The 17,016-nt window shown below is 74.8% G+C and carries 13 protein-coding genes; 8 read left to right on the top strand and 5 right to left on the bottom strand.

From position 1 onward, the window contains the following. Position 1: 1 nt before the first annotated feature. The 3 genes from F8274_RS12285 to F8274_RS12275 are packed head-to-tail and all read left to right on the top strand — an operon-like array spanning position 2 to position 8,795. Positions 2-190, top strand: a complete 189-nt coding sequence (locus F8274_RS12285; protein WP_091266326.1) for an MbtH family NRPS accessory protein — start codon at positions 2-4, stop codon at positions 188-190. Further along, entirely contained in the window at positions 187-3,306 is a 3,120-nt protein-coding gene (locus tag F8274_RS12280; RefSeq protein WP_151462428.1) for a non-ribosomal peptide synthetase, read from the top strand. The genes F8274_RS12285 and F8274_RS12280 overlap by 4 nt, the downstream gene beginning before the upstream one ends. Next, positions 3,306-8,795: a non-ribosomal peptide synthetase/MFS transporter gene (locus F8274_RS12275; protein WP_151462427.1), complete on the top strand. Its 5,490-nt coding sequence runs from the start codon at positions 3,306-3,308 to the stop codon at positions 8,793-8,795. Before F8274_RS12280 ends, F8274_RS12275 begins: the two co-directional genes overlap by 1 nt. Positions 8,796-8,835: 40 nt before the next feature. Here the strand turns inward: F8274_RS12275 and F8274_RS12270 are convergent, their stop codons facing one another. Both F8274_RS12270 and F8274_RS12265 read right to left on the bottom strand, forming a co-directional pair. Then, positions 8,836-10,071: a hypothetical protein gene (locus F8274_RS12270; RefSeq protein ID WP_151462426.1), complete on the bottom strand. Its 1,236-nt coding sequence runs from the start codon at positions 10,069-10,071 to the stop codon at positions 8,836-8,838. A 40-nt stretch (positions 10,072-10,111) separates the two neighbouring features. Then, a complete protein-coding gene (locus F8274_RS12265) occupies positions 10,112-10,630 on the bottom strand; it encodes an NUDIX hydrolase (protein ID WP_151462425.1) in 519 nt (172 codons plus the stop codon). Between the two features lie 57 nt (positions 10,631-10,687). Here F8274_RS12265 and F8274_RS12260 point away from each other — a divergent pair, with 57 nt between their 5' ends. Beyond that, on the top strand, positions 10,688-11,143 hold the full coding sequence (locus F8274_RS12260) for a trans-aconitate 2-methyltransferase (RefSeq protein ID WP_225853750.1): 456 nt from the start codon (positions 10,688-10,690) through the stop codon (positions 11,141-11,143). Positions 11,144-11,208: 65 nt separating this feature from the next. Here the strand turns inward: F8274_RS12260 and F8274_RS12255 are convergent, their stop codons facing one another. Both F8274_RS12255 and F8274_RS12250 read right to left on the bottom strand, forming a co-directional pair. Further along, a complete protein-coding gene (locus F8274_RS12255; protein WP_225853749.1) occupies positions 11,209-11,850 on the bottom strand; it encodes a carboxymuconolactone decarboxylase family protein in 642 nt (213 codons plus the stop codon). 85 nt (positions 11,851-11,935) lie between these two features. Continuing rightward, on the bottom strand, positions 11,936-12,973 hold the full coding sequence (locus F8274_RS12250) for a DUF3800 domain-containing protein (protein WP_151462422.1): 1,038 nt from the start codon (positions 12,971-12,973) through the stop codon (positions 11,936-11,938). A 139-nt stretch (positions 12,974-13,112) separates the two neighbouring features. On the opposite strand from F8274_RS12250, the gene F8274_RS12245 reads away from it, so the two are divergent. After that, positions 13,113-13,604: a type II toxin-antitoxin system PemK/MazF family toxin gene (locus tag F8274_RS12245; protein ID WP_151462421.1), complete on the top strand. Its 492-nt coding sequence runs from the start codon at positions 13,113-13,115 to the stop codon at positions 13,602-13,604. 51 nt (positions 13,605-13,655) lie between these two features. On the opposite strand, the gene F8274_RS12240 is transcribed toward F8274_RS12245, so the two are convergent. Next, positions 13,656-14,291, bottom strand: coding sequence for a GGDEF domain-containing protein (locus tag F8274_RS12240; protein WP_192579805.1), 636 nt, complete (start codon positions 14,289-14,291; stop codon positions 13,656-13,658). 253 nt (positions 14,292-14,544) lie between these two features. Here F8274_RS12240 and F8274_RS12235 point away from each other — a divergent pair, with 253 nt between their 5' ends. The 3 genes from F8274_RS12235 (at position 14,545) to F8274_RS12225 (ending at position 16,932) form a co-directional block, all read left to right on the top strand. Continuing rightward, the gene (locus F8274_RS12235) at positions 14,545-14,799 is read left to right on the top strand and encodes a DUF397 domain-containing protein (protein WP_151462419.1); all 255 of its coding nucleotides are present in this window, start codon (positions 14,545-14,547) and stop codon (positions 14,797-14,799) included. 110 nt (positions 14,800-14,909) lie between these two features. Continuing rightward, on the top strand, positions 14,910-15,797 hold the full coding sequence (locus tag F8274_RS12230; RefSeq protein ID WP_151462418.1) for a helix-turn-helix transcriptional regulator: 888 nt from the start codon (positions 14,910-14,912) through the stop codon (positions 15,795-15,797). 88 nt (positions 15,798-15,885) lie between these two features. Beyond that, positions 15,886-16,932, top strand: a complete 1,047-nt coding sequence (locus F8274_RS12225) for a LacI family DNA-binding transcriptional regulator (RefSeq protein WP_151462417.1) — start codon at positions 15,886-15,888, stop codon at positions 16,930-16,932. The last annotated feature ends 84 nt before the right edge of the window (positions 16,933-17,016 follow it).

The raw sequence follows: 17,016 nt of genomic DNA, 5'->3' as shown, positions 1-17,016 counted from the left end.
GATGGCCGAACCCCGATTCCTGGTCGTCCGCAACGACGAGGAGCAGTACTCGATCTGGTCGGCCGACCGGGACCTCCCCGCGGGCTGGCACGACGCCGGCTTCGCCGGCACCCGCGAGGAGTGCCTGGCCCACGTCGACACGGTCTGGACCGACATGCGTCCCCGCTCCGTCCGCGAGGCCCACTCATGACGCAGGAGTGGACGTTCCCGGCCTCCTTCGCGCAGGAGCGGGTGTGGATGGCCAACCAGCTCGACGCCGGCTCGCCGGTGTTCAACGTGTCCATCCCGTGGCGCTTCCCGGCCGACCTCGACGCCACCGCGGCCGGCGACGTGGTCAACCGGGTGGTGGCCCGGCACGAGGCGCTCCGCACCCACCTGCGGGTCGACGACGGCACGCTGGTGCAGGTGGTCCGGGCGCACGAGCCGGTCCCGCTGCCCACCACCGACCTGAGCCACCTGCCGGAGTCCGAGCGGCTGGCCGCGTGCGAGGCGATCCGGGGCGAGCTGGCCCGCACCCCGATCCCGCTGGACATGCCGCCGCTGTGGCGGGCCCGGCTGGTCCGTCTCGACGACGCCTGGGCGCTGGTCTTCGTGGCCCACCACGCCGTCTTCGACAGCCACTCGGCGGTGCTGTTCCACGCCGAACTCGCCGCGTTCGCCGCGGCCGCGCGGACCGGCGCCGAGCCCGCCGTGCCCGAGCTGCCCATCCAGTACGCCGACTTCGCGGTCTGGCAGCGCGACCAGCTCGCCGGGGCGGAACTGGACCGCCAGCTCGCCTTCTGGACCGGCCACCTGGCCGGCGCGCCGCCGGTGACCAACCTGCCGCTGGACCGGCCCCGCCCGGCCCAGCTCGGCTTCGCCGGCGACGAGGTGCGCTTCGACCTGCCCGAGGGGCTGCTCGACCGGGTCGGCAAGCTGGCGGCCGGCTCGGCGGCCACGCCGTACATGGTGCTGCTGGCCGGTTTCGCGGCGCTGCTGTCGCGGATCTCCGGCGACACCGACGTGGTGGTCGGCGTCTCCACGGCGGGCCGGGACACCCCCGAGCTGGGCCCGCTCATCGGCATGTTCGTCAACCCGGTGGCGCTGCGCTGCGACGTCTCCGGCGACCCGTCCTTCGCCGCGCTGCTCGGCCGGGTCCGGGACGGCCTGGTCGACGCCATGGAGCACGGGCAGACCCCGTTCCAGAAGATCGTCGAGGCGGTCGACCCGCAGCGCGACCCGTCGGTGCAGCCGATCTTCCAGACCGCGCTGAACTACATCCCGGACTCCGGCCTCGACCCGGTGGAGCTGGGTACCACGAAGGACGACCTGGCCTTCGACATCACCGCCGGGGAGTGCCGGCTGGTCTACCGGACCGCACTGTTCGACCGGGCCACCGCCGAGACGGTGGTCCGGCGGTACGTCGGGCTGCTCACCGCCGCCGTGGCCGACCCGGAGCGCACCGTCGCCGCGCTGCCGCTGTTCACCGACGCGGAGCGCGATCTGGTGCTGGGCGCCTGGAACGACACGGCGCGCGAGGTGCCGCCGGCCACCGTGGTCGACGAGGTGCAGCGGCAGGCCGCGGCCACCCCGGGCGCCACCGCGCTGGTCTGCGACGGCGTGCCGCTGACGTACGCCGAGCTGAACACCGCCGCGAACCGGCTGGCCCGGTTGCTGGTGGCCCGCGGCGCCGGCGCGGAGACCCGGGTCGCCCTCGCCCTGCCCCGCTCCTGCGAGCTGGTCGTGGCGATGCTCGCCGTGCTCAAGTCCGGCGCCGCGTACGTGCCGGTGGACACCGGCTACCCGGCCGGGCGGATCGCCTACCTGCTGGAGGACGCCGCGCCGGCCCTCGTGGTGGCCACCCCGGACACCGCCGCCCTGGTGCCCGGTGCGGCGCTGGTGCTCGACGGCGAGCTCGGCGCGGACCAGCCCGACGGCGACCTGACCGACGCCGACCGGTCGGCCCCGCTGCGCCCCGAGCACCCGGCGTACGTGCTCTACACCTCCGGCTCGACCGGGCGGCCCAAGGGGGTGGTGGTGGAGCACCGGGCGGTGACCGCCTACCTGGCCTGGGCGCGGGACACCTACCCGGGGCTCGCCGGCACGGCGCTGCTGCACTCGCCGGTCTCCTTCGACCTCACCGTCACCGGCCTGCTCGGCACGCTCACCGCCGGCGGCACGGTCCGGTTCGCCGCGATCGACGAGCCGGCCGCCCGGGCCGGCGGCCGGCCGGCCTTCCTCAAGGTCACCCCGAGCCACCTGCCGCTGCTCGACGGCGAGCTGTCGCCCACCACCGACCTGGTGATCGGCGGCGAGGCGCTCACCGGCGAGCAGCTCGCCGGCTGGCGGGCGGCGCACCCCGACGTGGCGGTCGTCAACGAGTACGGCCCCACCGAGGCCACCGTGGGCTGTGTGGCCGCCCGGATCGCCCCGGGCGAGCCGGTCCCGCCGGGTCCGGTGCCCATCGGCACGCCCACCTGGAACACCCGGGCGCTGCTGCTCGACGCCGCCCTCCAGCCGGTTCCGCCGGGCGTGGTCGGCGAGCTGTACGTCACCGGCGCGCAGCTCGCCCGCGGCTACCACCGCCGCCCCGGCCTCACCGCCGAGCGCTTCCTGCCCTGCCCCTACGGCCCGCCCGGCTCCCGGATGTACGCCACGGGCGACCTGGCCCGCCGGCGGCCCGACAGCACCCTGGACTACCTGGGCCGCCGGGACGACCAGGTCAAGGTGCGCGGCATGCGGATCGAGCTGGGCGAGGTCGAGGCCGCCCTGCTGGCCCACCCGGACGTCCGGGCGGCCGCCGCGGCGGTGCGCACCGACGGCGGCGAGCCGGCCCTGGTCGGCTACCTGGTCGGCCCCGCGCACGAGGACTCGGTCCGCGCCGAGCTGGCCCGGGAGCTGCCCGCGCACCTGGTGCCGGCGGCCCTGGTCCGGCTCGACGCGCTGCCGCTGACGCCGAACGGCAAGCTGGACCGGGCCGCGCTGCCCGCACCGGCCGCCGCCACCCCGGCCGACGACGCCTACGTGGCGCCGCGCACCGAGGCCGAGTCCCTGGTCGCCGAGGTGTACGCCGAGATCCTCCAGGTGGAGAAGGTCGGCGCCCTGGACGACTTCTTCACCCTCGGCGGCAACTCGCTGCGCGGCATGCGGGCCATGGCCCGGATCCGCGCCGAGGTGGACGTCGACCTGCCCATGCGGGCGCTGTTCAGCAGCCCCGTGGTGGCGGACCTGGCCGCCCAGATCGAGCAGCGGATCGCCGCGGAACTCGACGGGCTCTCCGACAGCGAGGTCGCCGCGCTGCTCGCGGCGGAAGAGGAAAGCAGCTGATGACCGACCTGAAGGATCCGGCCCGCGAGGCGGCCCGGCAGGCGCTGATCGCCAAGCGACTGCGCGCCCGCCAGGCCGCCCCCGCGGCCCGGATCACCGCCCGGCCCCCCGGCGCCGAGGTGCCGCTGTCGTACGCCCAGGAGCGGGTCTGGTTCATGGACCAGCTCGCCCCGGGCGAGGCGGCGTACCACATCGCGGTGCCGCTGCGGGTGCGCGGCCCGCTCGACGTCGAGGCGCTGCGCGTGGCCCTGGCCGCGCTCGCCGCCCGGCACGAGTCGCAGCGCACCCGCTTCCCGGCCGACGCCGACGGCCGCCCCACCGTGGTGGTGGAGGAGTCCGTCGAGGTGCCGCTGACCATCGTGGACGCCCCGGACGAGGCGGGCGCGCAGGCGCTGGTGGACGCGGCCGCCGCCGAACCGTTCGACCTGGCCACCGGGCCGCTGCTGCGCGCCCTGCTGATCCGGCTGGCCGCCGACGACCACGTGCTCTTCCTCGGCCAGCACCACATCGTCGGCGACGGCTGGTCGGTGGACGTGCTGCTGCGCGACCTGATCACCCTCTACCGGGGTGGCGAGCCGCCCGCCCTGCCCGTCCAGTACGGCGACTTCGCCGTCTGGGAGGCGGGGGAGCTCGACGGCCCGCAGGCCCGGGCGCACGTCGACTACTGGAAGGAGCGTCTCGCCGGCATCACCCCCCTCGAACTGCCGCTGGACGCGCCCCGCCCGGCCACGCAGACCTACCGGGGCGACTTCGTCGAGTTCCAGCTCGACCCGGCGGCCACCGAGGCGCTCAACGTGCTCACCCGGGCCACCGGCGGCACGCTGTTCATGACGCTGCTGGCCGCGTACCAGGTGCTGCTGGCCCGGCACGCCGGCCAGGACGACTTCGCGGTCGGCGCCTCGGTGGCCGGCCGCTCGGCGCCCGAGCTGGAGAACGTCGTCGGCATGTTCATCAACATGCTGCCGCTCCGGGCCGAACTGGCCGGCGACCCCACCTTCACGGAGCTGCTGGCGCGCACCCGGCGCACCGTGCTCGACGGCTTCGAGCACGCCGAGGTGCCGTTCGCCAAGGTCGTCCACGAGCTGGGGCTGCCCCGCGACGTCAGCCGCTCTCCGGTGTTCCAGGCCATGTTCGTGCTGCAGAACTACGAGATGGGCCGGTTCAGCGGGGTGTCCCGCACCGACGAGGTCACCTTCGAGTGGACCCCCATGGAGCTGCGGGCCACGCGGTTCGACTTCGAGCTGCACGCCGTGGAGACCGTCGACGGGCTCTGGGGCAAGCTGGTCTTCAACACCGACCTGTTCACCCGGGACACCGTCGAGCGGATGGCCCGGCGGTGGACCACCCTGCTGGCCGCGATCGTCGCCGCGCCGGACACCCCGGTCTCCCGGCTGGAGCTGCTTCCCGCCGACGAGCGGGCGCTCCTGGCCGGGTGGAACGACACGGCCGCGGACTTCCCCCGCGACGGGACCCTGCACGGCCCGATCGAGGAGCGCGCCGCCGCCACCCCGGACGCGGTCGCCGTGACCATCGAGGGGCGCAGTCTCACCTGCGCCGAGCTGAACGCGGCGGCCAACCGGATCGCGCACCGGCTGCGCGCCGCCGGCGTCGGCCCGGAGACCCTGGTCGGGGTCTGCGCGGAACGCTCCGTCGAGCTGGTCGCCGGCCTACTCGGCGTGCTCAAGGCCGGCGGCGCCTACCTGCCGCTGGACCCGGAGTACCCGGCCGACCGGCTCGCCTTCATGGTCACCGACGCGGACGCGCCGGTGGTGCTGGTCCAGGAGCACCTGCGCGACGTGCTGCCGGCCACCGCCGCCACCGTGCTCGCCCTCGACGACGCCACGGTCTGGGCCGACCAGCCGGTCACCGACCCGGCGCCCGCCGCCGGCCCGGAGCACCTGGCGTACGTCATCTACACCTCCGGCTCGACCGGCCGGCCGAAGGGCGTGCCGAACACCCACCGGGGCATCGTCAACCGGCTCGACTGGATGCAGAAGACCTACGGTCTCGGCGCGGGCGACGCGGTGCTCCAGAAGACCCCGGCCAGCTTCGACGTCTCGGTGTGGGAGTTCTTCTGGCCGCTGCGCGCCGGCGCCCGGCTGGTGCTCGCCAAGCCCGGCGGCCACAAGGACGCCGGCTACCTGCGGGACCTGCTGGTCGCCGAGCGGATCACCACGGCCCACTTCGTGCCGTCCATGCTGACGGTCTTCCTCGGCGAGGAGGGCATCGAGGCGGCCACCGCGCTGCGCCGGGTCATCTGCTCCGGCGAAGAGCTGCCGCTGGCCTCCGCGCTCGACTTCACGGCCCGGCTGCCCTGGTGCGGCCTGCACAACCTGTACGGCCCGACCGAGGCGGCCATCGACGTCACGGCCTGGCACTGCGCCCCGGCCCGGCTGGCCGGGGCGGCGAGCGTGCCGATCGGCGCGCCCATCGCCAACCTGCGGCTGCACGTGCTCGACCCGGCCGGGGCGCAGTGCCCGGTCGGGGTCGCCGGGGAACTGCACATCGGCGGCGTCGGGCTGGCCCGCGGCTACCACCGCCGGCCGGCGCTGACCGCCGAGAAGTTCGTCCCCGACCCCTGGTCCGGCGAGCCGGGTGCCCGGCTCTACCGCACCGGGGACCTGGCCCGCTGGGTCGTCGGCCCGGACGGTGCCGGGGTCATCGAGTTCCTCGGCCGGATCGACCACCAGGTCAAGCTGCGCGGCCTGCGCATCGAGCTGGGCGAGATCGAGAGCGCGCTGCGCGAGCAGCCCGGCGTGACCGAGGCCGCGGTGATCGTCCGCGAGGACAGCCCCGGCGACAAGCGGCTCACCGCGTACCTGGTCGGGCCGGCCGAGCACGCGGCGCTGAAGGCGGCGCTCAAGGAGACCCTGCCGGAATACATGGTGCCGGCCGCGTTCGTCACCCTCGACGCGCTGCCGCTCACCCCGAACGGCAAGCTCGACCGCAGGGCGCTGCCCGCGCCGGTGGTGACCCGCGAGGCGTCGGTGGCGCTGGTCGAGCCCCGCGACGACACCGAGCGGGCGCTCGCCGCCATCTGGTCCGAGGTGCTCGGCGTCGACACCCTCGGCATCGACGACGACTTCTTCGACCTGGGCGGGCACTCCATGCTGGCCACCCAGGTGGTCGCGAAGATCCGCAAGGCGGAGCTGGGCGGCCAGGCGGTCGGCGTCATGGACCTGTTCCAGCAGCGGACCATCCGCGAGCTGGCCGCGTTCATCTCCGGCGACGCCGCCGAGGCCGGCCCGCGCCGGCTGCTGTACGAGCTGACCAAGCCGATTCCCGCCGCCCAGCGGGTGCTCACCTACGTCTGCGTCCCGTACGGCGGCGGCAGCGCCATCGTCTACCAGCCGCTCGCCGACGCGCTGCCGGCCGGGCACGCCCTGTGGTCCCTGGCCATCCCCGGCCACGACGTGGGTCTCACCGAGGACGCCCTGCCCTTCGACGAGCTGACCACCCGGGTGGCCGACGAGATCCTGGAACGGGTCGAGGGGCCGCTGGCCCTCTACGGCCACTGCGGCGTGGGCAGCGCCATCGTCGCCGAGGTGGCCCGCAAGGTCGAGGCAGCCGGGCGGGACCTCGACGCCGTCTACATCGGCGCGATGTTCCCGTTCGCCCGCCCCAAGGGCTTCTTCGCGGCCGCCCGCAACCGGCTGGAACAGCTGCGCAGCAACAAGCACTACGCGAGCTGGCTCAAGTCGATGGGCGTGGACACCGACGAGCTGGACCCGGAGCAGGCCGACCGGATCATCAGCAACATGCGGGCCGACTCCCGCGCCTCGGAGGAGTACTTCACCCGGCTGCTCGACCAGCGGGCCACGAAGCTGCGCGCCCCGATCATCTCGGTGGTCGGCTCCGAGGACCCGGTCACCGACTACCACCGCGAGCGGTACGCCGAGTGGCAGTTCCTCAGCGACACCCTCGGGCTGGTCGTCCTCGACCAGGCCGGGCACTTCTTCCTCAAGTACCGGGCCGAGGAGCTGGCCGAGATCGTCACCCGGGTGCACCCGGCCGTGGTCGCCGGGGACGTCACGGACCTGGGCCCGCAGGCCCGCGGCGAGGACGCCGGCTGGGCGGTCCTCGACCGGCTCCGGGTCGGCGCCGAGGAGCGGCCGGCGGCCACGACGGTCAAGCCGAGCATGGCCCGCTTCCTGTCGATCACGATCGGGCAGCTCGTGTCGAGCACCGGCTCGGCGCTGACCGCGTTCGCCCTGCCGATCTGGCTGTTCAACCGGACCGGGTCGGTGGCCGACCTGGGCCTGCTCTGGGCGCTCGCGCTGATCTGCGGCGTGCTCATGCTCCCGGTGGCCGGCGCCATCGTCGACCGGGTCAGCCGGCGCCGGATCATGATGCTGGCCAGCTCCGTCGCCGGGTCGATCCAGCTGGTCCTGGCCACCCTGCTGTGGACCGACAACCTGGTGCTCTGGCACATCTACCTGCTGGTCGCGCTCAGCTCGGTGGCCGGGTCTTTCCAGCGGATCGCGTTCCAGTCGGCGGTGCCCCAGCTCGTGCCGAAGCGCTACCTCGGCCACGCCATGGGCATCACCCAGCTCTCCACCGGCACAGCAACCCTGCTCATGCCGGTCTTCGCGGCCGGCCTGCTCGCCGCCATCGAGCTGAAGGGCATCCTGCTCATCGACGTGGCCAGCTACGTGGTCGCCGTGCTCGCCCTGGCCCTGGTGCGCTTCCCCGACCTGCTCGGCTGGCGGCCCCGGGAGCGGCTGCTGGTGGCCATCGCCAACGGGATGCGCTACTCCTGGCAGCACCGCGGCTTCCGGCTGATGCTCGGCTATTTCGCGCTGGGCAACATCTTCCTCGCTCCCGCGCTGGTGCTCACCACCCCGCTGGTGCTCTCCTTCGGCAGCCCGACCCAGGTGGCCCAGGTGGCCCTCGCCGAGGCGGTCGGCGCGGTGGCCGGCGGCGTGCTCATGTCGCTCTGGGGCGGGCCGCGCCGCCGCCGGATGATCGGCGTGCTGATCGGCAACCTGGGCACCGCGATCGGCTGCGTGCTGATCGGCCTGGACGCGTCGCTCGCGATGATCTGCGTGGGCATGTGCTGGCTGGCCATGGCCATGACCACCGCGCAGTCCATCTACGCGACAATCGTGCAGGTCAAGGTGCCGCAGCGCTTCCACGGCCGGGTGTTCAGCCTGAACCAGACCATCGCCTGGTCCACCCTGCCCATCGGGTTCGCGCTGCTCGCGCCGGGCGCCACCGCCCTGTTCGAGCCGATGCTCGCCCCGGGCGGGGCCCTCGCAGGGTCGGTGGGCGCGGTGATCGGCACCGGCCCGGGCCGCGGCATCGGTTTCGCGTACGTCTGTTTCGGGGTGGTCCTGATCCTGATCACCCTGGGCGGCTTCGCGATCCGCCTGCTGCGCCGCTTCGACCTGGAGGTCGAGGACTCGCTCCCCGACGACCTGATCGGCGCGCAGGAGCGGGAGCGGCGGCTCGCCGCCCGGGCCGCCGAGCGGGAGAAGGTCGCCGTCTAGGCCGATGGGGGCCTCCGGCGGCAACCGGAGGCCCTCACGCTCACCACTGCTCCGGCGGGTCCGCCACCTCGTCCTCGGGCAGCTCAGCCGGCTCGGCCACCCACCCCGAGTAGACCGGCAGCCCGTGCCACGGCCCGCCCGCCTCGTCGGTGGCCACCGCCACCACCGCGTATGGGTGCCCGAACCGCAGCTCCGCGACCCGGGCGACGCCCTCCGGCGGCAGCCCGGCCGCGACGCCGAACGCCGTCACCGCTGCGGCCTCGAAGCCGTACCGCCCGAACCGGGCCACCGCCGACTGCACCGCCTCGAACGGCGGCTCCGCCAGCCCGAGCAGCGCGCCCAGCGCCCGGGCCGCCCCGTCGAAGCCGAACCCGGCCCGGGTCAGGTCGTGCTGGCTCTCCGCCGACCAGCAGGGCAGCACCGCCGCGGCCCGCTCCTCCCGGCCGTCCCGGGCGAACGTCCGGGTCGGCTCCTCCCGCAGCGCCCACAGCGGCGTCTCGCCCAGCGGCAGGTCGAACAGCGACCGGCGACCCGGCTCGGTCCCGGCCGGGACGATGGCGGCCGTCGCGGCCAGCTCCTGCGCGGCGGCCAGCACGTCCGCCGCGGGCACGTCCGGCGCGGCGGCCACCGACACCACCAGCAGGCCGGCCCCGCCGTCCGCCGGTCGTGCCGGCGCCACGTGGACCGCCACGTCCCCGGCCCGGTCGGTGGTCGCCACCCAGCAGCGGTGCCCCCACGGCGGGGTGCGCAGCACCCGCTGCAGCCGGCCCGCCCAGGCGCTGCCGGCCCCCAGCTCGGCGGCCGACGCGACGTGGAACGGGTCGGCCCAGGACACCCGGGTGGCCAGCGCGCTGGCCAGGATCAGCAGGGTGTCCGGGGCGACGGCGACCGGGAACCGCTCGATCAGGCCGCCGGTGCGCTCCCGGGCCCAGGCGTCCAGCGCCGCCTGGTCGGGCAGCGGCCCGCGCTCGGTGCGCTCGGGCAGGCCGGCCCGCCAGGCGGCGAGCTGCTCGAACGGGGTCCGCTCCCACAGTGCGGTGGCCGCGGCGACCAGCGGGTGCGGCTCGGCGAGCAGCGCGCGGGCCGCCGCCGCGGCGTCGTCCGCGTCGGTGCCGAGCGCCTCGGTGAGGGTCGCCCGCGCCTCGCCGGTCGCAGCCGGGCCGGTCAGCGCGAGCAGCAGCCAGGCGCCCAGCGGCGAGGCGACATGGTGGGCGTCGCCGGCGGCGCGGTGCAGCCGTTCGGCGTAGTGGGCCAGGGGTCCGTGGAGAGGGTTCACCGCTCCACTGTGCCGGTCGGCGGCGCGTCCGGCACGCCGGTCAGGACCACAGCTCGAACGGCTCGTCGATCCGCTCGCCGGCCAGGAACGCCGGCAACAGCTCCGGCAGCCGTCCCGGGTAGCAGCGCGGCTGCTCGGCGACCACGTCGGCCACCGGCCACCAGCGGAACCCGAAGTAGTCCTCCACCTCGTAGTCCAACCGGTCCGCCTCGTCCACGTCCGGTCCCGGCCCGGGCAGCCGTACCTCCACGACCACCTCGTCCTGGAGGTGCCGCCGCTGCCGGTGCCGGAAACTGGCCCGCCGCCGCCAGGTCGGCGCACCCACCTGCGCCGGCGCGACCACGATGCCGGCCTCCTCACGCAGCTCCCGCACCGCCGCCTCCAGGTAGGTCTCCCCGGGGTCGAGGCCGCCGCCGGGCAGCTCCCACCAGGTGCCCAGCACGGGGTGCTCGGGGTCGCGGGTGTGGAACAGCAGCACCCGGTCGGCGGCGTCCAGCACCACCAGCCGGACCGCCTCCCGCTCGAACAACGGCAGGTCGTCGGGCAGCTCCGGGTCCACGGCACTCCCTTTCGTCTTCGGCGACGGCGATCGGCCGGGCCTGCGGTGATGGCGGCCATGTCGCAGCTGTTCGGCGAGGTGGCCGGCGCCTACCACGAGGCCCGCCCAGGCTATCCGGCGGAGATCGTCGCGGCGATCCGCGCCTACCACGGCGGCACGCCCGAACTGCTGGCCGAGGTGGGCGCCGGCACCGGCCTGGCCACCGCCACCCTGCTCGGCCTCGGCGCACCGACTGTCTGCGTCGAGCCGGACCCCCGGATGGCAGCGGTGCTGGCCGCACGCTTCCCCCAGGTCGACGTGGTGACGGCCGCCTTCGAGGAGTGGACCCCGCCGGGCGCCGGCGTGTCGGCGCTGGCCTGCGCCATGGCCTGGCACTGGCTCGACCCGGCGAGCCGCAACCGGCGCGCCCACGGCGCGCTGCGCCCCGGCGGCACCCTCGCCGTCTTCGGCCACCGCTACGACTACGTCGACCCGGCACACCGGGCCGCCGTCCTGGCCCGCCGACCCGCCTGACCCGGTTCCGCCCCGGTGGGCGTCCAGCGAGTGGCCAGGATGGCGCCGACCCCGCTGAAGAGCGCTCAGCCGGTCACCGGCCCGGCCGGTGCGCTGTCGGCGGGGGCCGAGGTGTCCGCCTGCACCGGGCGGCCGTAGGTGACGGCTTCGCGGACGAGCCGAGGCGCCCTCTCGGCGAGCTGCGGATCCGGGCGTGCTCCCAGCGCGTCGTTGACGGTGGAGAACGCGAGCCGGAACGCGATCCAGGTCGTCGCCTCGAAGATCTCCCGGTCATGGAGGCCCGCCTCGCGGAGGCGCGCCACGTGGCCCTCGGTCGTGGCGTTCGGATCCTGGACGACCTGACGAGCCCAGGCGGCCAGCGCGTTCTCCCGCTCGGACAGGACGCCGTCAGAGCCGCGCAGCACGCTTGCGGCGCTCGCCTCGTCACTGAGTTCGGCCAGCCTGGCACCCCAGGCCAGCGCGCAGTAGGCGTCGCCGAGGGCCGCGGCGGTGGCGGCGACCAGCACGGCCACCTCCCTCGGCGACAGCCCCGAAGCGGCCAGGAGGTCGGCACGCAGAGTCTGGAAGGACGCCAGCACGTCCGGACGCCAGCACCAGACCCGGGTGAGGTTGTTGACGTAGCCGTCGGAGGTGAGGTCGTCCTCGTAGGCGGCAGTCACCCCCGCGCTCTGCGGCGGATCGGCGAGGAACGCAGCCGGACGGTTCATGGGCTCAGTCTGCGGCACCGGGCCACCACCCCGGAGTCCGATCAACGACAGCTCGGGAGTCGCGTTGTTCTCCCGTCGCCCTACCTCACCCTTCGGGGTCGTGCAGCGACGTCGGGGACAGCAGCGGCTGAAGCGCGGCGTCGTCGGCGATCCCCGGCGACCTACGGGCCACCCCCGCGAGGAGGTCGGCGACCTGGACCCGTGGATCGTCGCGGGAGTCGACCATCACGAGCCCGGCCAGGGGCGACACTCCGGCGGGCAACGCCCCGGCCCGGTCCGCGCCCGCCGCCGGTGGTCCGCCGTGATCGGCCAGCGCCTGCCGGAGACGGGTCAACCGGTCTGCCGTGAGGGCGCTCTGCTCGTCGTGGATCACCAGCACCTGTCGCTGCCCGCCGCTCCAGGACAGGACCGTTTCCGCCAGCGCCGGCAGCATCGGTTCCAGCGGTGGCGGAATCGACCGGTCGTCGTTGTCGAGCCTCGTCACCACGGTCCACACATGGGCCGGGTCCAGCCCGTCGAGGACGGCATCGGCCGGTGTGCCGAGGCCCCTTCCCACCAGCGCATCCCGGGCCTCGAAGAACCGCTGCACGGTCCGGCGATCCGGATGCCGCCGTTTGGTCCGGACCAGGTCGACGAAGGCCGCCAGGAAGACACCCCAGTCGCTTCCGGCCGCGCGTCCGGCCCGGTACAGCGCCAGAGCGGCCGGACGGTGATCCCGCGTCAGGCGAGTGCCGGCCGCGTACGACGGCTCGGCCAGCAGCAGGTCCACGATCCGGGTGACGAGAAAGAACTCCTTGTCGACGAGGTGGACGGACGCCCGGCCCCGCAGCGCCCCGAGGAACCACTCCCGCGCCCCGGCCGCGCCCGGGCCGCGAAGGAACTGCCCGGACTTGAACTCGTGCGGCGAGAACCGGAACCCGGCCCGCAGCGCGGTGATCAGCTCGACGGCCTCGTCCACGGCCAGGTCGACACCCGCGTGCGTGATCACGGGGCTGGCCGAATGGAGCAGGTTGGTGCCCGAGAATCCGGACTCATCGCAGGCGATGTGTACGACGGCGCCGACTACCGCATCGATCGGCGGGAGCCCGCCCTGCAGAGGTGTTCGCACACTCGATGCACCCATGCCGACCATGGTCGCCCGGACACCACCATCGAGCATCCCTATTGTGCGCGGCAGCTCACTCCGGAGACGGCCCGGTTACGGGGAGCAGCGGGCGTTCCCCCGCCTCGCGCCCGGGCGGGGCCGGGATAGGCTGCCCGCCGTGGCAGGTCTGTTGAGGAACGTGGCGTCGCGGCTTGGCCGGATCGCCGGGGGCGCGGCGCCCACCCGTACCGCCCGGCCGATCCCCGCTCAGGTCGCCCGGCGCCGCCAGGTCACCGCGTTGCAGCGGCGCGAGCTGGCGTACGCGCCGGAGCTGGACGGGCAGGCGGACCCGGGGGAGATCGTCTGGACCTGGGTGCCCTACGAGGACGACCCCCGCCAGGGCAAGGACCGCCCGGTGCTGGTGGTCGGCCGGAACAGCCGCACGCTCTTCGGGTTGATGCTGTCGAGCCAGAGCGACCGCGACGGCCAGCGGCACTGGCTGGCGCTGGGCCCGGGGGAGTGGGACCGGGACCAGCGGCCCAGCTGGGTGCGCCTGGACCGGGTGCTCACCATGCGCGAGGACAGCATCCGTCGCGAGGGCGCGGTGCTGGACCGGCGCCGGTTCGACCGGGTGGGCCAGGCGCTGCGGACCGGCTACGGCTGGCGCTGACGGGCAGCGCTCAGCATTCAGCGACGAGCTGGCGGGCCATGCTGGCGGCGCTCAGCATTCGCCGACGAGCTGGCGGGCCGTGCGGGCGGCGCCGACGGTCTTGGCCTGGTACATGGCCGCGTCGGCCCGGCACAGCGCGTCGGTGAGCTGGGTGGGGCCGTGCACCGGGGCGAGCCCCACCGAGGCGGTCACCCGCACGGTGCGGGCGCCCAGCGGGATGGGCGCGGCGAGCGCCTCGCAGAGCCGGCGGGTGGCGTGCTCGATCCAGCGCCGGTCCACCGTCGGGCTGACCAGCAGGCCGGCGAACTCGTCGCCGCCGAGCCGGGCGACCAGGTTGTCCCCGGCGAACGCGGCCAGCCGCTGCGCCACGCTGATCAGCACCTGGTCGCCCGCGGCGTGGCCGTAGCGGTCGTTGACCTGCTTGAAGTCGTCGAGGTCGAGCACGATCGCCACGAGCGGCCTGCCGGCGGCGTCGGTGAGCAGGGTGGCCGCCAGCCGGAAGAAGGCCCGGCGGTTGGGCAGCCCGGTGAGCGGGTCGTGGCTGGCCGCGTGCCGCTCGGCCTCCAGCTCGGCGTGGAGCAGCTCGATCTCGGCCTCGGCGCGCAGTGCCCGGCGGCGCAGTTGCCAGGCGGAGACCAGGGCGCCAGCTGCGGAGATGCCGGAGGCGACGGTCATCGGATCCGGCACGCGCCCTCCTTCACCGCGGCCCCGGCCTCGCCGGACGGTGCCGGGCCGGACCTGTTCTGTCTGCTCGCAACCGGGATCCGGGTAACCGAACGTGAACGTCCGGGTACACCGCACGTGCGATATCATGCTCGCTGTCCATTGCAGATGCAATAGCAGATGCACGTGCATCTCCGTCCTCAGTCGACAGCCCCCCGTCGCCACCCACCGCTCCTCCCCGCGGCACCGGCTGGCTCTTCCCGCGAAGGACGCCCCCATGCAACACGCCTCGAACGGCGTACCCACCACCGAGCTGCCGCCGGTGCGGTGGCTGAAGAGCCGGCGCAGCAACCCGAGCGGCAACTGTGTCGAGCTGGCCGAGCTGCCCGACGGCGGCGGCATCGCGGTGCGCAACTCCCGCCACCCCGAGGGGCCGGCGCTCATCTACACGGTCGACGAGATCGCCGCGTTCGTGCTCGGCGCCCGCGACGGCGACTTCGACCACCTCATCGCCCGGCCGCCGTCCCGCTGACGGGACCGCATCCTCCGTCCGGAGGAGTTCACCTCACTGTCGGTCCATGGCATGCTTACTCCTCGCCGGGCTGGGGCGTCCGGTCAGGACAGTTGGCAAAGGACGGCCAGGTGACGACGGTGCCCGTCGAGGGAGGCCCGACCAGCGGTCCGACCGTGCTCCGCATGCTGCTCGGGGTGCGGCTGCGCCGGCTCCGGGAGGGCACCGGGGTGAGCCGGGAGAGCGCCGGCTGGGAGATCCGCTCCTCCGAATCCAAGATCAGCCGGATGGAGCTGGGCCGGGTCGGTTTCAAGGAGCGCGACGTCGCCGACCTGCTCACTCTCTACGGCGTCACCGCGCCCGACGAGCGGGCGACGCTGCTCAGGCTGGCCCGCGAGGCGAACAGCCCCGGCTGGTGGCAGCGCTACGGTGACGTGCTGCCCGGCTGGTTCCAGTCCTACCTGGGGCTGGAGGCCGCCGCCGCGCTGATCCGCACGTACGAGGTGCAGTTCGTCCCGGGGCTGCTCCAGACCCCCGCGTACGCCCGGGCGGTGGTCCTGCTGGGCCACCACGACGCCCCGCCGGCGGAGGTCGACCGGCGCGTGCGCCTGCGGATGGAACGCCAGGGACTGCTGCGCCGCGGCGATCCGCCGCAGCTCTGGGCGGTGCTCGACGAGGCGGTGCTGCGGCGGCCCGTCGGTGGCCCCGCGGTGATGCGCGAGCAGGTGGACGCGCTCATCGAGGCGACCGCCGCGCCGCACGTCCGGCTCCAGATCGTCCCGTTCGCCGCCGGTGGGCACGCCGCCGCCGGTGGCGCCTTCAGCATCCTGCGCTTCGGTGACCAGGACCTGCCGGACATCGTCTACATCGAGCAGTTGACCAGCGCGGTCTATCTCGACAAGCGCGACGACCTCGACCACTACGCGGCGGCGATGGAGCGGCTCTGCGGCGAGGCCGCCCCGCCCGAGCGCACCCCCGAGCTGCTGGCCCGCATCCGGGACGAGCTCTACCCGGCCTGACCGCACGGGTCCCCAGGTTGACTCCCGCCGAGCGGCGGGGTAGCTTCTGAATCGATACAGCACTGAATCGATCCAGAAGGGCAGACCGGTGAAGCCGACCCTGCAGGACGTCGCGAACGCGGTGGGCGTCTCCCGCAGCACCGTCTCCAACGCCTACAGCCGGCCCGACCAGCTCTCCGCCGCGCTGCGGGCGAAGATCCTCGACGCGGCGCGCCGCCTCGGCTACCCGGGCCCCGACCCGACCGCCCGCTCACTGCGACGCGGCTTCGTCGGCGCGATCGGCGTCCTGTTCACCTCCGAGCTGTCCTACGCCTTCACCGACCCGTTCGCGGTGCGCTTCCTCGCCGGCGTCAGCCAGGTGGCCGAGCAGCACAGCACCAGCCTGCTGCTGGTGCCCCTGCCCCACGACCGCGAACGGGCCCGCGCCGCCGTCGACAACGCCGCCGTCGACGGCTTCTGCGTCTACTGCGTCGGCGACGAGGAACACGTGCTCGGCGCGATCCGCGACCGGGGGCTGCCCCTCGTCACCACCGCCCCCGCCACGGCCGGCCCCGCCGACCGCTTCGTCGGCATCGACGAGCGCGCCGCCGCCCGGTCCGTCGCCGCCCACGTCGCCGGCCTCGGGCACCGGCGGGTGGCCCTGCTCGGCGACACCGTCCTGCCCGACGCGCCGCCCGGCCCGCTGCGGCTGGCTGCTCCCGGCGACGCCCCCCGCCCCACGACCCACGGCCGGCTCAGCGGCTTCGCCGACGCCTTCGCCGCCGTCGGCGTCCCCTGGCCGGCGATCACCGTGGTCAACGCCGCCGGCAACAGCCGGGCCGCCGCCGCCGCGGCCATCGCACCGGTGCTGGCCGGCGACGACCCGCCCACGGCCGTGCTGGCCTGCTCCGACGTGCTGGCGCTCGGAGTGCTCGACGCGGCCGGCCCCCGTTCGGGCCTCTCGGTCAGCGGCTTCGACGACGTCGCCGAGGCCGCCGACGCGGGGCTGACCACCGTCCGGCAGCCGGCCGAGGAGAAGGGTCGCCTCTCCGCCGCACTGCTGCTGGAGCCGCCGGCCGACCCGGCCGACGGCCACGTCCTGCTCCCCACCGACCTCGTCGTCCGGACCTCCACCGGTCCCGTCCCCAGGAGTTGACCATGGAACACTCCACCGGATTCGTCCTCGCCGTCGACGCCGTGACGCGGCACGTGAACTCCGCCCGCCCCGACGCCCCGGTCC

The organism is Micromonospora sp. AMSO31t, from assembly GCF_008868175.1.
Taxonomy (GTDB): Bacteria; Actinomycetota; Actinomycetes; order Mycobacteriales; family Micromonosporaceae; genus Micromonospora.
This window is presented reverse-complemented; position numbering and strand designations above follow the sequence as displayed.

Coding starts and splice junctions, on each gene's coding strand:
- F8274_RS12235 (WP_151462419.1), top strand. CDS start 14,545: ATGCAACACGCCTCGAACGGCGTACCCACCACCGAGCTGCCGCCGGTG.
- F8274_RS12285 (WP_091266326.1), top strand. CDS start 2: ATGGCCGAACCCCGATTCCTGGTCGTCCGCAACGACGAGGAGCAGTAC.
- F8274_RS12250 (WP_151462422.1), bottom strand. CDS start 12,973: ATGGGTGCATCGAGTGTGCGAACACCTCTGCAGGGCGGGCTCCCGCCG.
- F8274_RS12275 (WP_151462427.1), top strand. CDS start 3,306: ATGACCGACCTGAAGGATCCGGCCCGCGAGGCGGCCCGGCAGGCGCTG.
- F8274_RS12255 (WP_225853749.1), bottom strand. CDS start 11,850: ATGAACCGTCCGGCTGCGTTCCTCGCCGATCCGCCGCAGAGCGCGGGG.
- F8274_RS12280 (WP_151462428.1), top strand. CDS start 187: ATGACGCAGGAGTGGACGTTCCCGGCCTCCTTCGCGCAGGAGCGGGTG.
- F8274_RS12260 (WP_225853750.1), top strand. CDS start 10,688: ATGTCGCAGCTGTTCGGCGAGGTGGCCGGCGCCTACCACGAGGCCCGC.